Consider the following 22,119-nt stretch of genomic DNA (forward strand, 5'->3'; position numbering starts at 1 on the left):
CAAACGAGGACTAAGGTCTTCACTACTTGCATTTTAAAGCCCTTTGGTTTTCCAAAGGGCTTTTTTTATATCTCTGAAGGAAGGAAAAAGTTCTTCACGGTTAATATGCCTAATACCCCTACGGCTAATACAAACACAAATAACGAAGCGTAGAAATCGGAATTGAACATTCCTGTCATAGTTGGTTTTAAAGCCAACGCAAACTGAGCAATGGCAATCGCAAAAAAGCCTTGCCACAGTTTATAAGGTACATCAAAAGCTTTCTTAGAATAGAAATAGATGATCAAGGCCATCACCGCGTAACTCGCTAAGGTTGTATAAGCAGAACCCAACATCCCAAATCGATCAACAAAGAGTAGGTTTCCAACAATGGTTATAGTAGAACCAATCAAGGTTATAAAGGCCAATACTTTTGTTTTCTCACCAATAAATATTCCAGCAGAGAAATTAATGTACCACCCCTGAAACCAGTAGGCTAATAGTAGAGGAGACACGATACCTAAGCCCAGCCAATAATTTTTACCAATTATTGTGGCATCTGTAAACGGGATCTGAATCTTCACAATGGTGGGCATAAACAGTGAAAAGAAGATGAATATCAGAGCCGCTCCTAAATTGAAATATCGGAATGTCTCTGAAAAGATCTCAGGAGCTTCTTCGTCATCCGATTTCCGCATAAAAAATGGCTGCCAAGCAAACTTGAAAACCGTCACAAACAACAACATCACTACACTTAACTTGTAGCAGGCCGAGTAAATACCTACCAAGTCTTTGCCTGTGTAATTTGCGCCATATAAACTGATAATACGATCAGCATCCATGCTTTTTAGGAATAACCGATCAAGCATCTCATTAATCACATAACCAATTCCTGCTGGTACAAAGGGCAACCCAAACCGTATTGCTTTTTTAAGAAACGCAGCATCCCAGCTTCCCTTAAAGAACTTGCGGGTCATAAACCAAACTATACTAGCCGTTACTATAGAAGCTAGCAGATTACTGATTAGCACCCCTTCAATACCTAAGCCTAGTCCTAATATCAGATATAGATTCAAGCCAATATTGATCAGCACATTTAGGGTTTTCAGAGTTGCAAAAGCAACAGGACGTTTACCCATTCTAAGCTCAGCAAAAGGAACAGCAGCCATCGTATCAAAAGCGAGTATACCCAACATTAGGGTTAGTAGCGGAAATGGCTCCACTAATCCAATCAATGGATTAATAATAGGATTGGCTACCCAAACAACCCCCAATAATAAAAGGGTGGTGCAGAATAAAGAGATCTGCATCGTTTTGAAGATATCCTTAGCCTTATCTCTGTCTTTTGCATAGCGGAAATAGGTAGACTCCATTCCATAGGTGAACACTACATTCAGAAATGCTATGGCCACATAGATTAAACTAACGATTCCGTATTCATCCGCGTTAAATACATCGGTATAAAATGGAACCAATAGGTAGCTTATAAAGCGTGCGAATACACTACTAATACCATATATAATAGTGTCGGAAAAAAGTTCTTTTAATTGCTTCAAGATGTAGTACTAAGTTGTTCTGCTGCTTGAATACCTAATATGTAGCTTTGTTTCCCAAATCCTGTAATAATCCCATGCACTACTGCACCGGTAAGCGAGCGCTCTCTAAATTCTTCACGCGCATGAATGTTCGATAGGTGAACTTCTATTTTTGGAATTTCGATGGCCTCTAAAGCATCACGCAGTGCAACTGATGTATGTGTATAAGCTCCGAAGTTGGCAACTATTGCTTCTATTCCTAATTCAGTACAAGATTGAAGCTTGTTAATTAACTCACCCTCCACATTACTTTGATAGAACTCAAAAGTATGCCCTGGAAAATGATCAGTGATGTAATTTTCTATATCGGATAGTGTTTCGCTTCCATATACTTCAGGATTGCGCGTACCAAGCATGTTAAGATTAGGTCCATTTATGACTAAAAATTTCATTCTTCAAACTCCTTACTAATCATTTCTGCCACGGCTTTCATCCGATCTTCATCAACTTCTACTTTTCTTTTCAAACTCATGTCTTGCCCATCAAAATATATAGGTACTAAATGTATATGTGCGTGTGGGACTTCCATTCCTTCAACAATTACGCCTGTACGTATCGGCACAAGTGCAGCATCAATAGCCTTTGCTACTTTTTTACTAAAAGCTATCAACCCTTTCAAAGTATCATCTTCTAAATCGAATATATAATCTACCTCCACCTTTGGAATCACCAATGTATGCCCCTCAGCAACAGGGTTTATATCTAAGAAGGCATAGTAGTGTTCATCTTCAGCTACTTTGTAAGAGGGGATTTCACCTTTTATGATCTTTGTAAAAATAGTAGACATTTTTTTTACTTCTGAATTGGTTTCATTATGATGCTTAAGTTAACAGACACAACTTAGAAATACACCTGATGAAATATCTTCTTGTCACTCTCTTTTTATGGATGCCTTTTCTCGTCCAATCACAAGATCATTTATCAGGACCTACTACAGAATCACAGATTCGGACACACAAAATTTTTGATTTGTATGCTAAACGCTACAAACCAGATGAGAAAGTAGTAGCCGCATTCAATGCTATCACTGATCAAATTCAGATAAATGTATTTATGGGCACCTGGTGCCACGACAGTAAACGTGAAATTCCAGCTATGTTTGCCTTGATGAATGCTATTGATAATGCAAATATCTCTACTAGTTATACGGCCATAGAATATAGAAGAAGTGGCCCAAAGGATATCATTGAGAAGAATAACATAAAACGCACCCCTACTTTCGTTATCCTCAAAAATGGGAAGGAGATAGGTAGAATTATAGAAGAATCAGAGAAGAACCTTGAATCTCATTTGCTGAAGATAATAGAATCTAAAAAAGACTGATTTTTTATAGATTTTCCTTGTTATCTAATTGTAAAAACCCTTATCTTTGGAGCCTTTCGCAGACGCGATGGAAGAACCGGTAGCTCAGTTGGTAGAGCAACTGCCTTTTAAGCCGTGGGTCGAGGGTTCGAGTCCCTCCCGGTTCACTTTTACAAGAATCTCTCTTGACCAGCCCCTTACGATTGATCTCGGAAGGGGTTTTTTGTTGGAATAAAGTTTAGACCAAAAAAAAAGACTTACAGATGCTGTAAGTCTTTAGTTAAGCCCGCAATGATACGGTCTAATACTTTCTCGTCGTTTAGCAGATACCGCTTCCGACTTTCTGTTAATTTTTTAGGCACTTTATTCGATTTGCGAATACTTTCCACTAATACCTGATCTGTTTTTTTTCTCATTAGATAACTTTCCTGAACTTATTTAAATCCAGAATGACTGCCCCCTCAGTTTTTTCTTGGACATTAGATGATAATTTTCCCTGTAAAAGTCTGGCCAATTCGTCGAATTCATTATTTATTGCCAACGACTGACAGTAAGTAAAGAACTCGAATAAGTTTTCAGAAGCAACATACCGGAAGTCTAATTCTTTCTTTATGACCGTTAATCGCTCATAGATAAGAATATCATCCTCTCTTTCACATGCTTCTATCAGTTCACGATAGAGCCCTTTGAAGTCTTGTAATGTTTTTCTGTTTTCACTCATGATGCCGTCCTTTTTCTAAAATTGTTATCGGCAATACTCTCAAAAACCAAAGTCTTTTTTTAAAAAACTTTTATAAAAAGAGAGACTCATTTACAAAATGTTACAATATGAGCCATACGCCTCGATTTCACGCGCCTAAAAATTTTAAATTTTAATGTTAGAAAATTTTAATTATTAATTTTTTCTAATAAATTAGTGTTAGAAGATTTTAATAAAAGGTCATAAGATATAAGAAGGTATTCAGGATGGACGTACAAGAGCTGGTTTCAAAATACATGGCAAAGCCAACACAACAATTGCGTGAAAGCATTATAAAAGAATCAATTCCACTCATTAAGAGTATTGTGAATAAGATCAAGCTTCCTAATTCACCACTTTGTGATGAAGAAGATCTTTTAAACATTGGGGCTACTGGTTTATTACAAGCTTTGGATAATTACACATTAGACAAAGATGTACAGTTTAACACCTTTGCCTATTACCGCATCAGAGGTAGCATTATCGATTACCTACGATCTATCGATGAATTATCTCGTACTAACCGTACTCGATATGGAGCAGCTCAAGAAGCTATTAGCGTACTTCAACAAATGCTTGGCCGCACCCCAACAAATACTGAAGTTGCCAATCACATTGACATGAGCGTTGAAGATTACCAGAGCCTACTTAGTACAGTACAAGTACGCTCGGCCCTATCACTGGATATGAGTTTAGATGAAGACTCAGGTTTTTCTCTAAGAAATACTATTGCTGATACAACGTATGAAAGCCCTGACTCACAAATTTTAAAGAATGAATCTTCCTTAGAGTTGAAAAAAGCGATTCAAACACTTAGCGACCGTGAGCAACTTATCTTAGCACTTTACTACTATGAAGACTACAACCTGAGAGAAATTGCGGAAAACTTAAATCTTAGCGAAGCTAGAATTTCACAAATCATTGGTAAGGTATTAATGACTTTAAAATCTACACTGCACCAAACAGTTATGGTTTCTCGATAGTTACCAAAGCACGTAATTTTGCGAATGTCTTTGGACCAATACCTTTTATAGCTAGCAACTCCTCTACTTCATCAAATCCTTGATTTTGCACACGGTAATCAATGATACGCTGTGCATAAGCCTCCCCAATTCCTGGCAACATCCTCAATGTGGCTTTATCGGCCGTATTTATATTGATGGGATAAACAGCCAAAGCTACACCATCTTTCTTACCCTCCGTTATTCTTGAAACCCGCGTTCCTACTTTCAAAGGATGCTTCCAAAGTCCGGCCTTCTGTGATTTTGCCGTTCGCTCTAATTCTCTATACAAAGATATTGAATCAGGGTGCTGCCTAAATCGATCTGAATACTCCCCATATCCTTTTTGGAGTACTTCATGATTCAATGAATAGACTTGTTCACCCACCTTTACTTTCACATAACCATATGCTCTATTGTAATAGCTGAATGGCTCACCCCCATCGTAATCTGAAACCTGAACTTCTCCCCCCTCAAGCAGATTGCTCATGTACTTTAACGCTTCCCCTGCTCCGTAGTAGGATGAATCTTCTCCCGCCCATAAGCTTGGCAATTGCACACCTAGCAATCGAACGGGGTAGCCAAAACCAGGCACAATTTCGATTTCAAATTCATTGCCATCCCTAACCGCATATACTTTATACCATTTCTTCGGATCAATAGGAGGGGCTGGGGCAAAAGACTTTCTAAGAGCACGATTTTTCACCTCTGATAAACTCTGATAGTACTGATTGGCTATTTCATCAGAATATATAATGAGGGTATTCTCGTCATTATTTACCTCCGCATTATTCGAAAAATTATATGAGCCCGCTATCACTACTGCAACATCCGCACTTGTTGTATCCTCAGCATCAATGATAATGAGCTTATCGTGCAGCTTTCTAGTTTCGCGTGCTGGCATAACAGCTCTATTTCCTGTATTAGCAGCTTCACTACCCCAAATGGTATTCGTTTTTTTGTACCTACTATAAAAGCCGGGGTCAATTAAACCTGTGAGGGTTATGGATGTATCAGATGATTTACTCCATAATGCCTTACTTATGGGAATAGTTGGTGTAATGGCGAACGCCTGAAAGTGCAGACTATGCTGTGTTTCGGCATCAATAATAGAAACAATCTTTTCCGAGACACTTGGCTTTGAACGATCTCGATTGATAGGAGCAAAATAGACTTCAACTTTAGTTCCACCTACATCAAATACATGGTCTGAAACATCTTTTTTGTCTTTGTGGAATACCGCTTTGTTTGGATTAGGATAGTCCCCATCACCACCCCACATTTGTTCGAATTCTTCAGTGTAAACCTTAGCCACATCACGGTCTTTGATTACAATTACGGAATTTGTATTAAAATTTGAGGTATAGGTTAAATTGGTAGACCCCGTCCAAACTAGCTCTTCATCAATAACTGCGAATTTGTTATGCATATCAGCTCCAGCATTCACCAGCTTATGATCTGATATTTCTCCATTGGGTAAATAGATATCTCCATCGTCATCCATAGAAATAACACCTCCATCAGCAAGTATTTGCCAGATTACTTCATCTAGATATCCACCATCGAACCTATTGAAATTATCAGTGATCACACGCACTTGAACTCCTCGCTTTTTGGCTTCGACTAGTGCAGTAGCTACACTTGGTAGTTCTAAATCATAAATACTGAGATCAATGGAAGTGGAGGCATCCCCCATCAACTCAATGAGCGTATTAGGTAAATTAACCTCGCTATTAGCCATTACACCAGATTGCCTAACGGTAGTATCAACTGGCATGTTGAAATATACACGAATCCATTCTTGCTCTTGATCTTGTGCAGTTACACTTAGCCAAGGCAGGGCACAAAGTACCAGAATGAACCAAATTCTTTTCTCTCTCATTACTGCTATCAAATTATTATAAGTAATCATTTTAACGTATTTTGGCAGCATATCATGTCAATATATACCATCTGCGACACATGAACACTGCTTTTTTTAACCCCATACATTGGAAAAAGTCTTTTTTAGTAGTGCTGCTATTAAGCTTCGTGCTAATCTGGTTTGGCTTTATTGATAGTTATAGCCTTTTGGCTAGATTTGAACTCAATTCAAAGAAAGCTGATCTCAATGAAAAGATTGAGAAGCTCAATGCATCTTCAGATGAACTAAAAGAGAAGATTGAAAACCTGAATAATGACGCTGCTCTTTTAGAAAAAATTGCTCGTGAGGAATACGGCATGCGTAAGCCAGGTGAGACCGTGTACAAGATCAAAAGAACAAAATAAGAAGGGTAAATGAAAGCCATTGGGGTAGACCTTGGAGGCACCAACAGCCGCATTGCCGTTGTTGATGATAAACAAGGAATTATAGAGCGTGTTAGCTATCCAACCCAAGCTGATAAGGGAATTGATTTTGTTTTTGGGCAGCTTAGCAAGACCATCAACACATTTAATGAGCAACACTCTTTAATTGGAGTTGGCTTTGCCCTTCCAGGCATGGTAAGCCTAGATCAAACAACGGTGTACAACCCACCTAATCTTCCTGGTTGGGAAACAGTATATGCCGCTGAACAAATCCGGAAGCGAACGGCCTTACCTTGTAGAATTGAGAATGATGCCAATATAGCTGCGCTGGGCTCTAGTTTTTATGGAGTTGCAAAAGAAAGAGGCTTCAGTTCATTCATTACGATAACACTGGGCACAGGAGTTGGTGGCGGCGTGATTCTTGACGGGGAGCTTTTTAAAGGCCCCAAAGGAATGGCTGGAGAATTAGGGCATATGATTATCAACTATGATGGCCCGAAATCGAATGGCAGAACCCCAGGCACCGTAGAAGCTTACTTAGGGCAACGATTTTTGAGTAGAAGAGCGATGCATCAAATACTTCAGCACCCTGATAACCCGCTATACCAATCGTTCAAAGACCAGCCCGATCTCTTAGAGCCCATTCATTTATATGAAGAAGCCAATAATGGCAATACTCTCGCTCAAAGCATCTTGCAAGAGTGCGGACAGTATTTGGGATATGCCATTATCAATTACACGCACATTTTTGACGTCAGAAAATATGTTCTATCTGGAGGCGTTTCGGGAACAGGGCAATGGATACTAGAATCTGCTCAAAAAACTATACAGGAATACTTAATGAAGCCATATCTCAATGGTCATGAGATATGCATTGAACCTTCAAATACCGATAGTGCTTTATTGGGTGCTGCTGCACTCGCTTTTAAATCTTTTGCTTAAATTGTCTCGATGTTGAATAGTCACTTTAAGCGCTTTGGCGGCATTCTTTGTTGCCTGTGCTTAACCTTACTTTTTGGTGGTAGCCTACTTGCGCAAAGTGGTCCAGATAAAGTGCGTACTCAAGACGGTGCTGATTCGCCTACTACTCAACCTGCTTCAGCACAAAAAAAAAGCAATGTAAAAGATGCGGTTGAGTATCAATCGAGCGATTCACTTGTTATTGATTTTACTGAAGGCCGAAAAGCATTTTTATATGGTTCGGCAAGGGTCTCACATTCTGCCGGTGAGCTTACTGCGGGCGCTATTAAAATGGACCTCAAGAAAAGCGAAGTTGAAGCGGCGGCAGCATCCGAACAGGATACCTTATCTTACCCCGTATTAAAGCGTGAATCGGATGAAATAAAGAGCACGAATATCTTATTTAACTACAAAACTCAAAAAGGTCGGTTTGAATCGGCACGAGTGAAAGTAGCAGAAGGGCACCTGATTGGCTCGCGGGTTAAAAATGTAAGTGAAGATGAAGTATTTATTGAGGACGGCATCTACTCTACTTGCCCTCCTGATTACCTCTATTACTACATCAAAGCCAAAAAGATGAAGGTGGTAGACCAAGAAGAGATATTCTTCTCGAATGCTCGGCTTTATATTTTAGATATCCCTTACCCACTCATCTTCCCATTTGGATATGTACCTGCAGATCTTGAGAAGAAGAGGTCAGGACTTTTAACACCATCCTATGCATTTGAAGCACAATCAACGCGAGGGATTGGATTACAAAACTTAGGCTGGTTTCAATACTTCAACGATTACATTACTGGACAAATAAGCACGGATATATTTACTTCAGGCTCCTATTATTTATCTAGTAATGTTCAATATGCTAATAGAGATCAATACACAGGTAATATAGGAATTGGGTACTCCCAAGAACGTGGGCTAGAAAAAACCGATCCCAACTTTACCACTACGGTTCAAAAGAGCCTATCGCTAACACATAATCAAGATTTTTCGCCCTACGCTTCGCTAAATGCGAACATCAACCTAAGAACGGCGGATTATTTCAAGCGAAACTCATACGACATCGATGACCGTGCAAGTACGAACTCAGATTCAAAATTATCCTATCAGTATAAGCATCCTGAAAACCTATTCTCATTTGGTATTAGCTCTCAATTGAATCAAAATTTTAGTGAAAACACCACCAATTTACGTGGTCCTTCTGCAAATTTTAGCTTAAAGACGTTAACTCCTTTTCAGAAAGGAACTGGAGATGCTAAATGGTATGAAACCCTTTCTATTCGATACGCCAACAATCTAGAATCTAAATTCGAATACGATCCGATTGATGCCGATTCTGCTGAAGTTACTTTTCTAGAAGCTCTGTTTGATCCCGATAAGTACGAAGAAGCCACCGGAAACAACGATCATTATCAGTATGGTGTTAAGCAAAGTGTGAGTGCCCAAGTAAGTCAGCTTGCCAAAAATCCCTTTATAAACTTATCAGGGGGTATCAGTTATAATGAGTATTGGGTTTCAGCTACCACTCAAAAAACATTTAATGCCGATTCCAATAGAGTTGAAACTACCCAAGTACCGGGCTTTGCAACCGCACGTGATTTCAGTACTAATTTGTCATTTTCTACTACATTTTATGGGGTTAGCAATGCTCAAATCGGGAAATTTCAGGGGTTCAGGCATACGGTTCGGCCACAACTTACCTATAGTTATCGTCCAGACTTTGGCAAGGAACACTGGGGCTATTACAAAACGGTGCCTATAGATTCGGCGGGTAATACACGTCAATACTCCATTTTTGAAGGGCAAATTTTTAGAGGCCCTGGAGCTGGCGAACAACAGTCATTGAATTTTTCAGTTCGAAATGTCTTTGAAACCAAAATTGTAGAACGCGACACAACGGGTGAAGTAAATGAGAAAAAACTAAAACTGATTGACAACCTTTCAGCCAGCTTGTCTTATAATTTTGCAGCTGACAGCTTGAAGCTTAGTCAGATGAATACTTCATTATCTTCTAGTGCAATAAGTGGCCTTAGCTTACGTGCCAATGCTCGCTTCTCGTTTTATGATGTTGATTCTTCAGGTATTCAGATAAATCGCTTTTTGATTGAGAACGGGGAAAAATTAGCCCAACTACAAAGCTTTAGTGCATCAGCTTCTACATCGTTTAAAGGGGGAAGTCGTGGCATTGAAGTTTATACTCCTGTATATCGTAGAATCTATGATCCTTATAACCAATCCAGGTTCCACCCTATAGATCCGCACTTTAATGATGAACCTGTAACACCATTCAATTCACCGTGGAGTGTTTCCTTAAACTTTAATTATAGCTGGACCTATAGGTTTAATCAGAAGCCGAATAAATCCGCTACAATCAATGCCCAAAACATCTCGTTTAGGCTTACTCCAAAATGGAGATTCAGCACTCGACTGGGATATGATTTCATTCAAGAAGAACTAACGCCTTCGCAGTTCAACTTAACTCGTAATTTAGAGTGTTGGGATCTGTCTTTTCAAATCAATCCCTTTGGAGACAATCAGTATTACTTCTTCAGCTTAAGATTGAACAATGCACAAATTCAAAGTTTATTCCAGAAGTTACCTGTACTTAAGAATTTAGAACGAAGCTCTTCTCCAACCGGACGAAGATATCGTGGTGGGGGTGGAAACCGCTTTTAAGGTTTACAGTGAGTCTCGACCTATTTTTGAGAGGTATTTAACTACATACTTCCCAATTACATCAAACTCTAGGTTTAGCTTGTCGCCTACTTTCTTATGATGTAGGTTTGTGTGCTCCCATGTATATGGAATGATAGCCAAAGTGAACTGATTTCCTTCTTCCCGAGCCACAGTAAGGCTAATACCCTCTACGGTAATACTACCTCTTCCCACAATCATATTCTCATATTCATTGGGGTATTCAAGTGTAAGAAGCCAGCCTGTTTTCTCTTCTTCGATATTGATAATGGTACCGGTAGTATCTACATGCCCTTGCACAAGATGACCTTCTATACCTGTTTGGAGGGTTAACGAACGTTCCAGATTCACTGGCGAGCTCGCTTCTAAATCCCCAATAGATGTCTTACGTAGAGTTTCTTCTACACTTTGTACGGTAAAGAACTCATCTTCAAAAGCAGTTACGGTGTGGCATACCCCGTTTATTGCGATGCTTTCATCTTCATGGCAGGTTGAAGCAAAACTACATCGGATATCAAATTCTAAACCACCACCATTCAAGCTTCTCTTTGCTTTTACTTCGCCAATTTCTTGTACAATTCCTGTAAACATATCTATCCTATAAATATCCTGTTAATAACATATCGTCGCCGCATTGAGACCATTCCACTTCTTTCAAGTTATAGATCTCAGCCATTTTGTTCACCCCGATGCTTAGTACCGATCGAGTACCACTACCTAATAGCTTAGGCGCTATAAACACACAAAGCTTATCCACCAGTCCCTGTTTTAATAGCGCTGAACTTAACTGTTGTCCGCCTTCTACCAACACAGAGGTAACCCCTCGTTCACCTAAATGAAGAAACACTTCTTTTAGGTTTACATGCCCATCCAACTTTGATACCTGAATGACTTCTCCTCTAAAGTAATTCTGCGACATCACCTTCATCATTGGGTCGGCGTCATTTTTTGATGCTTCTTTATTCCACGTAAAAACTATGGTTTTCTCTTCATGTTTATCCGAGAACACATTCAATTCTCTTGGGAGTTCGTAAGGCCCATCAATTACCACACGGAGCGGTTGTCGCCCCTTAACATGGCGCACGGTTAAGGAAGGGTTATCAGCCATCGCTGTAGTTCGGCCTACTAAAACAGCATCATATTCACTTCTCCATTGATGCACTAATTTCCTAGATTTTTCGCCAGAAATCCATTGAGAATCACCGTCAGCTGCAGCTAAAAACCCATCAACTGTTTGAGCTATTTTCAACATCACCATTGGCCGCCCAAATGTTTGATGATGAATAAAAAACTCATTCAATTTTTCGGCTTCTTCTTGCAGAACACCCGTTGTAATATCGATTCCAGCATTTTTTAGAATTCGAATTCCATTCCCGTTTACTTTTGGGTTTGGGTCTTTCATAGCCACTACTACCCGCTTCAACGGTAGTTTAGCAAGCATATCAGCGCAGGGTGGGGTTTTTCCGTAGTGCGAACAGGGCTCTAGGGTTACATAAGCTGTAGCACCTTTCAGTAGTTTTTTACTAGAGACTGATTTTATGGCGTTCACTTCGGCATGAGCTTGCCCAAATTTCTTGTGGTATCCTTCGCCAATTAGTTCATTATCTGCACTAACAATTACACACCCTACTAAAGGGTTTGGCGAAACGGCACCTTTACCTTTTGCGGCTAGCTGCAAGGCTTCCCGCATCCAATCTTTATCTTGTTCTGCTTGCTCTGCCATAGATTATCTATTCTGAACTTGGTTTATAAGCTACAAACAAAAAAGGGTGAGAAGAAACTCCTCACCCTTGCAATTTTCTTATCCAGCTAAATTAGCCTTGGCTAAAGAACTTTCTGTTATCAACGATATCAGCATTTTCTTTTAACTCTTCTAACCAAATAGATACAAACTTTTGGTTTTTCTGCTGCTCTAAACGCTGGCGAATTTGCTCAGCTGTTGTAGCATCCATGTTCTCAACTGAGGCCATTGATTTCGAAGTTACTTGAACAACGAATACACCTGTTGAACCCGTAATAGCTTTTGAAGTTTGACCTTCTTCTAAGGCGAAAACAGCTCCAATAACTTTAGGCTCACGTCCAGCTTCAGGCATTACAACAGCGTTGGCTGCAACACCACTTGCTTCCGTTATTTCCTTTCCACTTGCCGTTGCTAAAGCGGCTAAGTCTGCATTACCAGCTAGCATGTTCGTTACTTTCTCAGCGGTTAATGCTTTACGCTTTTCAAGCTTTACGATGTTTTCAATTTGGCTTTTAACTTCGTCGAATGGTCTAAAACCAGCTTCAGTTTTTTCATCCAGTTTTACTACAACGAACTCAGATCCTAACTCATACACTGGAGACACATCGCCTTCGTCAGCTTTTTCTAGGAATGAAAGTACTTGTTGGCTACTTCCTAATCCTGAAATGAATGGGTTATCTTTTGTAGCGAAAGAAGACTTGATCTCTAGACCTGCATTTTCAGCTTCTGTTTCGAAATCTGTTTCTTCGGTAGCAAATAATTGGAAGTCTCTTGCATCGCTATCTGCTTTTCTGATGGTTGAAGGAAGTGCTTCAATAATTTGAGAGTACACAACAAACTTCACGTCATTTCTACGCTCATCAACTTTTTTGATAACACTTACTTGTCCTGCGTTGATGAATGGCTCAGTTACTTCACCTTCTTCAATCTCTAATACCGCTTTATACTCATCACGTACATCACTCTTGTTGATGTAGGCTGCAGAGTAAGGAGTAGTAGACTGGCGACGAACTAAGAACAATGAATCATCTTCAGCAGTTGCAAAGTCGGCACGTAGAGCTTCAACTTCAGCGATGATTTCAGTAGTATCTTCAGCTGTAGGTAAAAAGCTAAAAGTAACATAGCTAGCTCTGTAGCTTTCTTCCTGCTTGTACTCTTCTTTGTTTGCGTTGTAGTAGTCGCGAAGATCTTTGTCAGATACGGTTATTTCAGACTCATCAATCTCGCTGAACGGGAAACGAATGTAAGATACATCAGCGAACGAGTTGTTCTTGATATACTCTTCTTCAATTTCTTGATTGGTAACCTGTAGTCCAGCAGTAATGAAGTTGCTTAACTTTTCTTGTCTTCTTTTTTGGCGTAACTGAAGATCAATAGCAATGGCTTGCTGTGAAAAGTCAGGGTTGGTCAAAATCTGATCGATATATGCACGATCGATAGAGCCATCTTGACGACTGAAATTCTGAACGATGAACGGGTCTGGGTTCTCACCATATACCATATCCAGTAATTCATTATCAGTAACAGTAATACCAAGCTCATCCATTTTTTGCTCGATCAGTCGAGAAGTAACAAGTTCGTCCCAAACTTGTCGCTCATAGATAGCCGTAATCTCAGGCGACATTGAGCCACCAGATTGCTGAACATATAAATTACTATAGTATTGCAAGCGGCTTTGATATTCTTCGAGTGAAATGTCTTCGCCATTCACTTCCCCTAATTTATTTGGTCCAGCTTGCATAGCCCCAAAAAAGTCAACATCAGCTAACACCCAAATCAACCCAAAAGAGATGATCAATACGATTACAATGTATTTGGTGCTGCTTCTTAACGTTTCCATTAAACCCATAACAGGTATCCTCTAAAACAGTACTTAAAATTTTAATTAAAATTAAGATGCACAGGCATCTAAAATAGCTTGCAAATATACAGTAAAGCCATAGGAATTGAAAGTGCTAGAAAGGCTTTGTTCGTTAAAACACCTCAACTAAACGCATATGCTTAAGATACTTCTTAGGATCCTTCTGAATGCTCTTTACTAACTCATTTAAATTAAAGGATAAGCTATCTAAATTATTATAGAGCGACTCATCATTTACCATTTTTCCTAAGGTACCTTCTCCGCTATTTATCTTAACTAGAAGTTCGTTTACAGTAGATGTAGTTTGATTTAAGCTTTTACTCAGCGTTTCCAACTCCTCACTGGTTGAACGCAGGTTCGAAATCATCTCACCAATTTCTTCCTTCTTAGATTCACTTAAATCATCAAAATTTTCGGTTAAGCTGCTCATGTTCGCAATCATTGCATCGATATCAGCTCTACGTTTTTCAATCACGAGTTGAACATCTTCACTACTCTTTTTCATGTTCATGAGAATATCACCAATAGGGTCTTCCCCTTCACGGTACATGGAGCTATCGAGCTTTTGCATAAACTGATTTAAGCCTGTAACCGATTCTGTAAGTTCATCCGTAAGCACTTCACCTTTTTCTGAAAAGGTTTCAAAGATACCACCATCAATCTCACCTTGGATATATGAACCCCATTCAATCACTTCTGAACTTTTAGACTTCTCAATTTCTATAGTAACCGCACCAAGAGGTCCTGGCTTTTTTAAGATAGCTTTAGAACCTTTGGTAATGGGTATATCAGCCGTAATGCTAAGAGTAACGAGCGTACTATCTTTATCAATAAGATATTCCATGCTTTTAACAGCACCGATTTTATAGCCTTTAATCTGAACCACATTACCTGGAAGCAGAGCGTCTACACGATCAAATTTTGTGTATAACACAGTTGGTTGACGAAATAAAGGTTCGTCGCGCATAATTCTGAAGCCTATAAAAGCAATGATTAATGCGGCCAATACCGTTAGGCCAATTTTGACTTCGTTGCTTAATATGTTCTTTGATGAATCCAATTTCTATGCCTTAATTTTATACTCACTGGCGGTCGTAAATTCTACCAGTGGAGGGTGTTCACTATTTTTCATTTCATCGATGGTTCCAAACCAACTCAGTTTCTGATCATCTAGAAATGCTACTTTCTCAGCAATCGATAACACACTGTGCATATCGTGGGTGATAACAATGGAAGTTATATCCAATTGATCGGCCATATCAACTATAAGTTCGTTAATTTCATCCGATGTTTTAGGATCGAGCCCTGAGGTTGGCTCATCATATAATAAATAATCTGGTTTCAGGATAATGGCACGAGCTAATCCAACACGCTTTCTCATGCCCCCTGATAATTCCGAAGTTTGTTTACTTCCAGATCCATCCAGATTTACAAGACTCAATGCCTCATACACGTTCTTCTCAATCTCTTCTTCAGTCTGATTGGTAAAATATCGAAGGGGGAAGGCAACGTTTTCAAAGGTATTAATGGAATCGAATAAAGCAGCTCCTTGAAAGAGAATTCCAAATCGCTGGCGAATCAATCTGAGTTCTGAATAACTTAAATCGAATATATGTTGCCCATCAATAATTACATCACCAGAATCAGGATAGAGTAACGCATTGAGGTGTTTGAGCAATACCGATTTTCCACAACCCGACTTACCAATAACGGCTAATGTTTCCCCATCCTCGATGGTAAAAGAAACATCCTTCCATATTAGGTTATCGCCAAAGCTCTTAGTAAGATTTTTAATTTCTATCATTTCTTATAGTAATATGGCTGCTAACACAAAGTCGGCCAATAATATATAGATACAGCTTAATACCGTAGCTTGCGTTGTAGCGTTCCCTACACCTTCAGCACCACCAAACGCAAAATACCCTTTAAAAGATGCAATGGAGGTGATTACAAAACCAAAAACGAACGATTTAAGCACTCCAAAAACGACATCTTCTGGGAAGAAAAATGAACGTGCTCCTTTCATGAATTCTGCAGCTGGCAAAATTCCATCTAGTGCACCGGCCATGATACCGCCAATAATTCCTAAGGAAGTGGCAATTACATACAACACAGGAAACATCAATATTCCTGCAAATACTCGAGGTAGCACCAAAAATGCTACGGAGTTAAAACCCATAGATTCTAAGGCATCTATCTGCTCACTCACTCGCATGGTGCCTAACTCTGTTGAAATTCTAGCTCCAACTTTACCCGCAAGTACTAATGCACTAATTACTGCGGCAAGCTCAATAATTACAGATTGGGAAACAATGGAACCAACGATGTATGGAGGATATAGATCAGTATCTAACTGATAGGCGGTTTGAAGCGTTAGCACGGCCCCAGTAAAAATACCAACCAGCATTATGATAGGAATGGACTCATACCCAACTTTTATGAACTCATTGAATAAATTTTTCCGATATGTACTGAATTCAGTAACCGAACGTAATGCCCGGTAAAGGAGTAATGAGTACTGACCTAATTGTTTAATTGCTTCCATTAAAAATATTGATATTCAAACTTAACTTAACCGTTTAGGGCTTTGCTCATTCAATTAATTATATTACAAAACATTTCATCCAATTGTCATTTCGAAATTGAAAGAAGTTAAGCCTTTACTACTCATAATTCTTACGTTTTTCCTCAGCAGTTCACTAATAGCTCAGTCTGACAGAACCGCTATTTACCGCTTTTTGGATATGAGCCCCAATGCAAGTATCGCGGGTTTAGGTGGATATCATCCTGGTTTATTCGAACCAGATTTTTCGAATATGCACTTAAACCCTGCGTATCTCCATGGCTCCGAAACAGGTATGGTTTCCGCTACGTTCATTAATTTTTTTGGTGACTCCAAAATGGGAAACACTAGCTATTCCCTCGACTTAGGCACTTCTCATACTTTAGGAGTAGGCCTAAGGTTCCTTGGACACGGCGACTTTACATCTTATGACGAAAATGGCAATGAATTAAACTCCTTTTCCGCCACCGATCTAGCCATTAATGCGGCATACGCCACTACTATTATTCCGAATTGGACTGGAGGGCTAAGTGTTGATTTAATTCATTCTTCCTATGAACAATACACCTCGTCGGCTTTTGCCTTAACGGGAGGTGTACTTTATACCGATACAGAAAATCATTTTTCATTAGGTGTCGTAATTCGAAATTTAGGCACCCAATTTAGTACCTATAATGGCACCCGCGAGCCCATGCCTTTGGATATTGCTGTTGGTATCACCAAAAAACCTGAAGCATTCCCCGCCGAGCTCACAGTCACATTACGAAAGCTGAATGACTGGAATTTAAACGGCGCTTTAACTGAAAGCAGCTCTTCCAATGCATTCAATGAACTGATGAAGCATGTTGTGCTCGGGTCCAAATTTCAGCTCAGTGAATCCTTTCAATTTACACTCGGTTATAATCACTATCTTCATGAGTTAAATAAGACCAATGAAAACTTTGATTTTGCAGGCTTACACGCTGGTGTAGGTTTTACTATAAAAAAGCTACACTTCGATATCAGCAGAAGCTCTTACAGCTCTTTAGGTGGGGTAACCCACTTGAGCTTTAAAATTGCTCTATAACCATGAGTTCTTTCAAGATTTTAAATGACAACCCCGGTATAAAGAATATTATTATTGCTACCGCTATGATGATATTGATCTTTAGTGTAGGCACTATGGGGTATCAATTTATTGAAGACATGACATGGTTTGAAGGGCTTTATATGACCTTTATAACCATCTCAACCATCGGTTTTACTGAGATTCATACTCTTTCCATTGAAGGCAGAGTATTTACAATGTCACTCTTCGTATTTGGTATTGGTGTCATCTCATACATCGCTTCCCAAACAACACAATTACTATTTGAGAGCGAATTATTTCATAAACGCGCAATGCAAAAAAGACTTCAAAAAATGGAAAACCATTATATCATATGCGGCTACGGTAGAATTGGCCATCGAATTGCAGAAGTACTCAAAGATGCCGGACTACCTCTAGTAATTGTTGAAAACCGAGAAGATAGTTTAGACCGTGTTAAACAAGATCAGGTTTTATTTATAGAAGGCGATGCTGAAGATGAATCTGTGTTACTTGAAGCAGGCATCAAAAAAGCTAAAGGGTTGATTTGCACTCTCTCAAGTGATCAAGATAATGTGTTTACCACTCTGCTAGCTCGTGAACTGAATCCAAATTTATTCATCCTTGTACGAACCAATGAGAACAAAAACCGAAGCAGAGTACTTAGAGCTGGCGCAAATAAAGTAATCTCCCCTTATGAAATTGGGGCTGATCGAATGGCAAATGTGATCTTACGCCCTCACGTAGATGAATTTGTGAATTCCATTACAAAATACACTTTACACGATCACACGTTTGACGAGGTTTTAATTGCTAAAGGATCGGAATTAGACGGTAAATCTTTAGCTGAGATCAACGTCCGAAATCAACACGGAGTGCTCATTATAGCGATCATTCCTCAAGGTGAAAGTATAAAATTTAACCCCGATAGTTCTGAACATATCTATGAAGGAGATTCCTTAATTTTGATAGGTGATCTAAAGCAGATTGATAAGTTTAGAACTGAGGTTTGCAACGACAATCGTTCAATAGCTGAACGAACAATGAATTACGAAATTAAAAAATCCCATGATTAGATATTTAACAGCGGGCGAATCTCATGGACCAGCATTAACCGGAATTGTAGAAGGGGTTCCAGCAGGTTTATCCATAACAGAAGCTGATTTAGCGGAACATTTAGCTCGCCGCCAAAAAGGGTATGGTCGTGGTGGTCGCATGGCTTTTGAAAAAGATATAGCCACCATTAACTCCGGTGTACGCTTCGGCAAAACCATGGGTGGTCCCATTTCTTTGGTTTTAGAAAATCGTGCATTCCAAAAAGATGCTGCAGGTTGGCCAGTAGTAATGAACAAAGAGGAAGAGGCTGAAGGCATTGAGAAAATCACCCTTCCACGCCCAGGACATGCAGATTTAGTAGGAAGCCAGAAGTATAGATTTGATGATATTCGACCTGTTATTGAGCGCTCTAGTGCTCGTGAAACAGCCATGCGTGTAGCTTGTTGTGGTGTAGCTCGGCAGTTTTTAAAACATTTCGGCATTCAGATTGGTGGGCATGTTATTCAAATTGGGAAAGTGGGTTACGAGTCTTGGGAAGATGTTAGAACCTTAGCCGACCCCCTTGTAGAAAAGGGCGCTGAAGAAATTTTTAGAGCTTCCGATCAATCCGATGTTCGCTGTTTAGATGCCACCTTGAGCGAAGCCATGCGTGAAGAAATTAAAATTCAACGGAAAGCTGGTTCTTCACTTGGGGGTATCTACGAAATTATCATTACCGGTGTACCCGTAGGTTTAGGTAGCTACACCCATTGGGATAAGAAACTCGATGGAATGATTGCCCATGCAATTATGGGAACTCAAGCAATGAAAGGCGTTGAAATCGGCTATGGGTTTGAAGCCGCGCGCACTCATGGCCATGAAGTGCATGACGAGATATCACATGATGGTTCAAGATTTACCCGAAAAACCAATAGAGCAGGCGGTATTGAAGGTGGTATGAGCACAGGTATGCCTATCATCATACGTGGAGCTATGAAACCTATTCCTACCATGCTTAACCCATTGGGAACGATTGATATGCATACGCTAGAGGAAACAAATACACGTTATGAGCGTTCTGATGTTTGTGCATTACCAAGAGCCGTTGTTGTGGCAGAAAGTGTACTAGCGCCTGTGATAGCCAATGCCTTTTTAGAAAAATTCGGTGGCGACTCAATACAAGAAATAGAAGAACGTTTTAAAAAAGCTAAATAGGTAATCCTGTGAGCTCAAAGATTTCAATACTTGCTACTAAGTTGAAAAATAATCCTAAGGATTGTTTTTTAATGTTTGCTTTAGCTCTAGAATTACTAAAGTTAGGTGAGCAACAAAAAGCTTTAACTCTATTTCAAACTATAGCTAAAACGGATCCTAATTACGTAGGGGTTTACTATCACCTTGGTAAACTTTTAGAGGAACTAAATAGAGCAGAAGAAGCTATAGTTCAATATAAAACAGGCATTAAAATCGCTCAGCAATTGAACGACCAACATGCCAAGTCTGAGTTACAGGGTGCGCTCATGAATTTAGAAATGGAAATCAACGAATGAACAAATTCACTCCAATAATCACTATGCTTCGTCCATTCTTAGTTTTAATTATCGCTGTATTATTCACGGGCTTTGTGAATGCACAAGAGAAACAAAGCTATACTGTTAAAAAAGGAGATACTTTCTATAGCATCTCAAAACTACTGGATGCTACCGTTGCTGAGTTAAAACAGTGGAATGATATCACAGGCAATGAATTATCGATTGGGCAAGTACTAACGTATTACACCACTTCTGATACTACGGCTACTGAAGCTATTGAAGAAGGCGTTGCAGATGACACCTCCAGTTTAGTAGAACGATCATCTGCCAACCCTAATACTTTTTATATCGTTAAAAGCGGTGACACTCTTACTAAAATTGCCCGGGAATATGATATGGGCATTCAAGAGCTCCGATCTTTAAACAACCTAAGCAGTGACAACCTTCGCATAGGTCAACGCCTTGCTGTTAAAGCCGTTAGTGTTGCTCCTGTTGTATCCGAGTTTTCTGAAGAGTCTTCTCCACAAGGGAAATTTGCTCTCTATACCGTAGGCAATTCAGAAAGTCTGGAGGATGTACTCTCTAAATTCGAAATGACCAAGACCGAGCTTCAAGCTCTTAATCCTGATATTAATATGGATAATTTCGAACTCGCTAAACGAGTGACTGTACTTCTACCTCCATCTCGAACTTTCGATAATCCCTATTTAGAAAAAGCTGACTTAGAAGACTTAGGCTCTGTGAATGTGCAAGTTTATACCGATGCCTCAAAAGGTAGTACTACAACCAACGGTGAACTTTATAATCCCAACAAACTAACCGCTGCTCATTCCAATATGTCGTTGGGTTCAATCATATTTATTGAAAACCCAGAGAATGGTCGTGGTATTTATGTTCGAGTAAATGATCGTATAGTTGGCTCAGGTTTGAAACTTTCTCATGAAGCTTACCGAATATTAGCTTTCGATTCTTCTAAACCTGCCACCGTTTCTATCTATACCAGCAACCAATGAAAAATGAGATAACTGAATATTTTAAGGATACTAAAAGTCTTTTATATAGCTTCCTATTCAGTTTGCCATTATTTCTCACTTACGAGCTACTCATTTTAATAGCTCAACCTGATCCCACTCTTGCTGTTCGAGTTAGCGTTGATGTTTGGTTCAAGTCCATTTTCACATCACTGAATTTAAATGCTATCTCTTGGACACTCACCGTTGCTGTTATTCTTGGGTTCATTATTCTTTACAAAGAGCGTGAAAAGCTTAGAACTTTACGATTTCGTTATTTCCCAATACTTATAGCTGAAAGTCTTCTATATGCAATAGTCACCGCTGTTATCGCAAACTTTCTCGTCAACTTAGTATTTGCATTCGCTCCTGATGGCAGCATTCAAACCTTGAGTGTTGTTCAAAAATTTGCACTTTCACTTGGGGCGGGTCTCTATGAAGAACTATTCTTCAGAGTTATCCTCGTTACTGCTTTAATATGGGTTTTTGATAAAGTATTTAAAGAAGCGAAATGGGCTTCTATAACTTCATCGGTTGTTTTATCTGCTCTTCTATTTAGCTTGGTGCATTATATCGGGCAATATGGCGACCCATTTACACTTTCATCTTTCAGTTATCGGTTTATATTTGGGTTGTTACTGAATGGCTTATATGTATGGAGAGGATTCGGTGTAGCTGCTTGGACGCACGCACTTTACGACATTATTGTTCTTCTTATTATTAATTGATTCTTTAAGAGACCGATAAGTTAAATC

The 22,119-nt window shown here is 39.4% G+C and carries 23 protein-coding genes and 1 tRNA gene; 12 read left to right on the forward strand and 12 right to left on the reverse strand.

What is annotated here, in order from left to right; translation table 11 throughout:
* Positions 1-65: 65 nt before the first annotated feature.
* The 3 genes from B155_RS0110930 to B155_RS0110940 are packed head-to-tail and all read right to left on the reverse strand — an operon-like array spanning position 66 to position 2,361.
* Entirely contained in the window at positions 66-1,535 is a 1,470-nt protein-coding gene (locus tag B155_RS0110930) for a lipopolysaccharide biosynthesis protein (protein ID WP_018128307.1), read from the reverse strand.
* Positions 1,532-1,966, reverse strand: coding sequence for a type II 3-dehydroquinate dehydratase (gene aroQ / locus B155_RS0110935; protein ID WP_026167323.1), 435 nt, complete (start codon positions 1,964-1,966; stop codon positions 1,532-1,534). Before aroQ ends, B155_RS0110930 begins: the two co-directional genes overlap by 4 nt.
* Positions 1,963-2,361 carry an HIT family protein gene (locus B155_RS0110940; protein WP_018128309.1) on the reverse strand — a complete coding sequence of 133 codons (399 nt, stop codon included), beginning with the start codon at positions 2,359-2,361 and terminating at the stop codon, positions 1,963-1,965. Before B155_RS0110940 ends, aroQ begins: the two co-directional genes overlap by 4 nt.
* A gap of 68 nt (positions 2,362-2,429) precedes the next feature.
* Between B155_RS0110940 and B155_RS13665 the strand changes: the two genes are divergently transcribed.
* On the forward strand, positions 2,430-2,897 hold the full coding sequence (locus B155_RS13665; protein WP_018128310.1) for a TlpA family protein disulfide reductase: 468 nt from the start codon (positions 2,430-2,432) through the stop codon (positions 2,895-2,897).
* A gap of 73 nt (positions 2,898-2,970) precedes the next feature.
* Positions 2,971-3,043, forward strand: a tRNA-Lys gene (locus B155_RS0110950).
* A gap of 90 nt (positions 3,044-3,133) precedes the next feature.
* On the opposite strand, the gene B155_RS13880 is transcribed toward B155_RS0110950, so the two are convergent.
* Together B155_RS13880 and B155_RS0110960 are read right to left on the reverse strand one after the other, a co-directional pair.
* Positions 3,134-3,292, reverse strand: coding sequence for a hypothetical protein (locus B155_RS13880; protein ID WP_018128311.1), 159 nt, complete (start codon positions 3,290-3,292; stop codon positions 3,134-3,136).
* Positions 3,292-3,597 carry a hypothetical protein gene (locus B155_RS0110960; RefSeq protein WP_018128312.1) on the reverse strand — a complete coding sequence of 102 codons (306 nt, stop codon included), beginning with the start codon at positions 3,595-3,597 and terminating at the stop codon, positions 3,292-3,294. Before B155_RS0110960 ends, B155_RS13880 begins: the two co-directional genes overlap by 1 nt.
* Before the next feature lie 245 nt (positions 3,598-3,842).
* Between B155_RS0110960 and B155_RS0110965 the strand changes: the two genes are divergently transcribed.
* A complete protein-coding gene (locus B155_RS0110965) occupies positions 3,843-4,598 on the forward strand; it encodes a sigma-70 family RNA polymerase sigma factor (protein WP_018128313.1) in 756 nt (251 codons plus the stop codon).
* Here B155_RS0110965 and B155_RS0110970 read toward each other — a convergent pair.
* Positions 4,582-6,498, reverse strand: coding sequence for a phospholipase D-like domain-containing protein (locus B155_RS0110970; RefSeq protein ID WP_169331298.1), 1,917 nt, complete (start codon positions 6,496-6,498; stop codon positions 4,582-4,584). The two genes, B155_RS0110965 and B155_RS0110970, sit on opposite strands and share 17 nt — an antisense overlap.
* A gap of 80 nt (positions 6,499-6,578) precedes the next feature.
* Here B155_RS0110970 and B155_RS0110975 point away from each other — a divergent pair, with 80 nt between their 5' ends.
* Genes B155_RS0110975 through B155_RS0110985 form a run of 3 tightly spaced genes read left to right on the forward strand, consistent with a single transcriptional unit; the run spans position 6,579 to position 10,538 of the window.
* Complete coding sequence (locus B155_RS0110975; protein ID WP_018128315.1) at positions 6,579-6,884, forward strand: FtsB family cell division protein; 306 nt, start codon at positions 6,579-6,581, stop codon at positions 6,882-6,884.
* 9 nt (positions 6,885-6,893) lie between these two features.
* Complete coding sequence (locus B155_RS0110980) at positions 6,894-7,844, forward strand: ROK family protein (protein ID WP_018128316.1); 951 nt, start codon at positions 6,894-6,896, stop codon at positions 7,842-7,844.
* A gap of 9 nt (positions 7,845-7,853) precedes the next feature.
* Positions 7,854-10,538, forward strand: coding sequence for a putative LPS assembly protein LptD (locus B155_RS0110985; protein WP_018128317.1), 2,685 nt, complete (start codon positions 7,854-7,856; stop codon positions 10,536-10,538).
* A gap of 3 nt (positions 10,539-10,541) precedes the next feature.
* Here the strand turns inward: B155_RS0110985 and B155_RS0110990 are convergent, their stop codons facing one another.
* From B155_RS0110990 to B155_RS0111015, 6 genes are all read right to left on the reverse strand, one after another.
* On the reverse strand, positions 10,542-11,147 hold the full coding sequence (locus B155_RS0110990; protein WP_018128318.1) for a riboflavin synthase: 606 nt from the start codon (positions 11,145-11,147) through the stop codon (positions 10,542-10,544).
* Between the two features lie 7 nt (positions 11,148-11,154).
* Positions 11,155-12,279 (reverse strand): bifunctional diaminohydroxyphosphoribosylaminopyrimidine deaminase/5-amino-6-(5-phosphoribosylamino)uracil reductase RibD, encoded by a 1,125-nt coding sequence (ribD, locus tag B155_RS0110995; RefSeq protein ID WP_018128319.1) that lies wholly within the window; start codon positions 12,277-12,279, stop codon positions 11,155-11,157.
* A gap of 91 nt (positions 12,280-12,370) precedes the next feature.
* Complete coding sequence (locus tag B155_RS0111000; RefSeq protein WP_240386283.1) at positions 12,371-14,137, reverse strand: SurA N-terminal domain-containing protein; 1,767 nt, start codon at positions 14,135-14,137, stop codon at positions 12,371-12,373.
* A gap of 133 nt (positions 14,138-14,270) precedes the next feature.
* Positions 14,271-15,218 (reverse strand): MlaD family protein, encoded by a 948-nt coding sequence (locus tag B155_RS0111005; RefSeq protein ID WP_018128321.1) that lies wholly within the window; start codon positions 15,216-15,218, stop codon positions 14,271-14,273.
* A 3-nt stretch (positions 15,219-15,221) separates the two neighbouring features.
* Positions 15,222-15,962, reverse strand: a complete 741-nt coding sequence (locus B155_RS0111010; protein WP_018128322.1) for an ABC transporter ATP-binding protein — start codon at positions 15,960-15,962, stop codon at positions 15,222-15,224.
* A gap of 3 nt (positions 15,963-15,965) precedes the next feature.
* Complete coding sequence (locus tag B155_RS0111015; RefSeq protein WP_018128323.1) at positions 15,966-16,703, reverse strand: MlaE family ABC transporter permease; 738 nt, start codon at positions 16,701-16,703, stop codon at positions 15,966-15,968.
* Between the two features lie 97 nt (positions 16,704-16,800).
* Between B155_RS0111015 and porQ the strand changes: the two genes are divergently transcribed.
* The 6 genes from porQ (at position 16,801) to B155_RS0111045 (ending at position 22,092) form a co-directional block, all read left to right on the forward strand.
* Complete coding sequence (gene porQ, locus B155_RS0111020) at positions 16,801-17,787, forward strand: type IX secretion system protein PorQ (RefSeq protein WP_169331299.1); 987 nt, start codon at positions 16,801-16,803, stop codon at positions 17,785-17,787.
* A gap of 2 nt (positions 17,788-17,789) precedes the next feature.
* Entirely contained in the window at positions 17,790-18,863 is a 1,074-nt protein-coding gene (locus B155_RS13380) for a potassium channel family protein (protein ID WP_018128325.1), read from the forward strand.
* The gene (gene aroC, locus B155_RS0111030) at positions 18,856-20,037 is read left to right on the forward strand and encodes a chorismate synthase (protein WP_018128326.1); all 1,182 of its coding nucleotides are present in this window, start codon (positions 18,856-18,858) and stop codon (positions 20,035-20,037) included. The genes B155_RS13380 and aroC overlap by 8 nt, the downstream gene beginning before the upstream one ends.
* 71 nt (positions 20,038-20,108) lie before the next feature.
* Positions 20,109-20,372 (forward strand): tetratricopeptide repeat protein, encoded by a 264-nt coding sequence (locus B155_RS0111035; RefSeq protein ID WP_018128327.1) that lies wholly within the window; start codon positions 20,109-20,111, stop codon positions 20,370-20,372.
* A complete protein-coding gene (locus tag B155_RS13670) occupies positions 20,369-21,367 on the forward strand; it encodes a LysM peptidoglycan-binding domain-containing protein (RefSeq protein ID WP_018128328.1) in 999 nt (332 codons plus the stop codon). Before B155_RS0111035 ends, B155_RS13670 begins: the two co-directional genes overlap by 4 nt.
* The gene (locus B155_RS0111045) at positions 21,364-22,092 is read left to right on the forward strand and encodes a CPBP family intramembrane glutamic endopeptidase (protein ID WP_018128329.1); all 729 of its coding nucleotides are present in this window, start codon (positions 21,364-21,366) and stop codon (positions 22,090-22,092) included. Before B155_RS13670 ends, B155_RS0111045 begins: the two co-directional genes overlap by 4 nt.
* The last annotated feature ends 27 nt before the right edge of the window (positions 22,093-22,119 follow it).

The sequence above is a fragment of the Balneola vulgaris DSM 17893 genome, from assembly GCF_000375465.1.
Taxonomy (GTDB): domain Bacteria; phylum Bacteroidota; class Rhodothermia; order Balneolales; family Balneolaceae; genus Balneola; species Balneola vulgaris.

Bases quoted from the DNA above. Each gene is read 5' to 3' on its own strand.
- B155_RS0111045 (WP_018128329.1), top strand. From the start codon at position 21,364: ATGAAAAATGAGATAACTGAATATTTTAAGGATACTAAAAGTCTTTTA.
- B155_RS0110970 (WP_169331298.1), bottom strand. From the start codon at position 6,498: ATGAGAGAGAAAAGAATTTGGTTCATTCTGGTACTTTGTGCCCTGCCT.
- B155_RS0110960 (WP_018128312.1), bottom strand. From the start codon at position 3,597: ATGAGTGAAAACAGAAAAACATTACAAGACTTCAAAGGGCTCTATCGT.
- aroQ (WP_026167323.1), bottom strand. From the start codon at position 1,966: ATGAAATTTTTAGTCATAAATGGACCTAATCTTAACATGCTTGGTACG.
- B155_RS0111000 (WP_240386283.1), bottom strand. From the start codon at position 14,137: ATGGAAACGTTAAGAAGCAGCACCAAATACATTGTAATCGTATTGATC.
- aroC (WP_018128326.1), top strand. From the start codon at position 18,856: ATGATTAGATATTTAACAGCGGGCGAATCTCATGGACCAGCATTAACC.
- B155_RS0111010 (WP_018128322.1), bottom strand. From the start codon at position 15,962: ATGATAGAAATTAAAAATCTTACTAAGAGCTTTGGCGATAACCTAATA.
- B155_RS0110940 (WP_018128309.1), bottom strand. From the start codon at position 2,361: ATGTCTACTATTTTTACAAAGATCATAAAAGGTGAAATCCCCTCTTAC.
- B155_RS13665 (WP_018128310.1), top strand. From the start codon at position 2,430: ATGAAATATCTTCTTGTCACTCTCTTTTTATGGATGCCTTTTCTCGTC.
- B155_RS0110985 (WP_018128317.1), top strand. From the start codon at position 7,854: ATGTTGAATAGTCACTTTAAGCGCTTTGGCGGCATTCTTTGTTGCCTG.
- B155_RS0111015 (WP_018128323.1), bottom strand. From the start codon at position 16,703: ATGGAAGCAATTAAACAATTAGGTCAGTACTCATTACTCCTTTACCGG.
- B155_RS0111035 (WP_018128327.1), top strand. From the start codon at position 20,109: ATGTTTGCTTTAGCTCTAGAATTACTAAAGTTAGGTGAGCAACAAAAA.
- B155_RS0110975 (WP_018128315.1), top strand. From the start codon at position 6,579: ATGAACACTGCTTTTTTTAACCCCATACATTGGAAAAAGTCTTTTTTA.
- B155_RS13880 (WP_018128311.1), bottom strand. From the start codon at position 3,292: ATGAGAAAAAAAACAGATCAGGTATTAGTGGAAAGTATTCGCAAATCG.
- B155_RS0110990 (WP_018128318.1), bottom strand. From the start codon at position 11,147: ATGTTTACAGGAATTGTACAAGAAATTGGCGAAGTAAAAGCAAAGAGA.
- B155_RS13670 (WP_018128328.1), top strand. From the start codon at position 20,369: ATGAACAAATTCACTCCAATAATCACTATGCTTCGTCCATTCTTAGTT.
- ribD (WP_018128319.1), bottom strand. From the start codon at position 12,279: ATGGCAGAGCAAGCAGAACAAGATAAAGATTGGATGCGGGAAGCCTTG.
- B155_RS13380 (WP_018128325.1), top strand. From the start codon at position 17,790: ATGAGTTCTTTCAAGATTTTAAATGACAACCCCGGTATAAAGAATATT.
- B155_RS0110965 (WP_018128313.1), top strand. From the start codon at position 3,843: ATGGACGTACAAGAGCTGGTTTCAAAATACATGGCAAAGCCAACACAA.
- B155_RS0110980 (WP_018128316.1), top strand. From the start codon at position 6,894: ATGAAAGCCATTGGGGTAGACCTTGGAGGCACCAACAGCCGCATTGCC.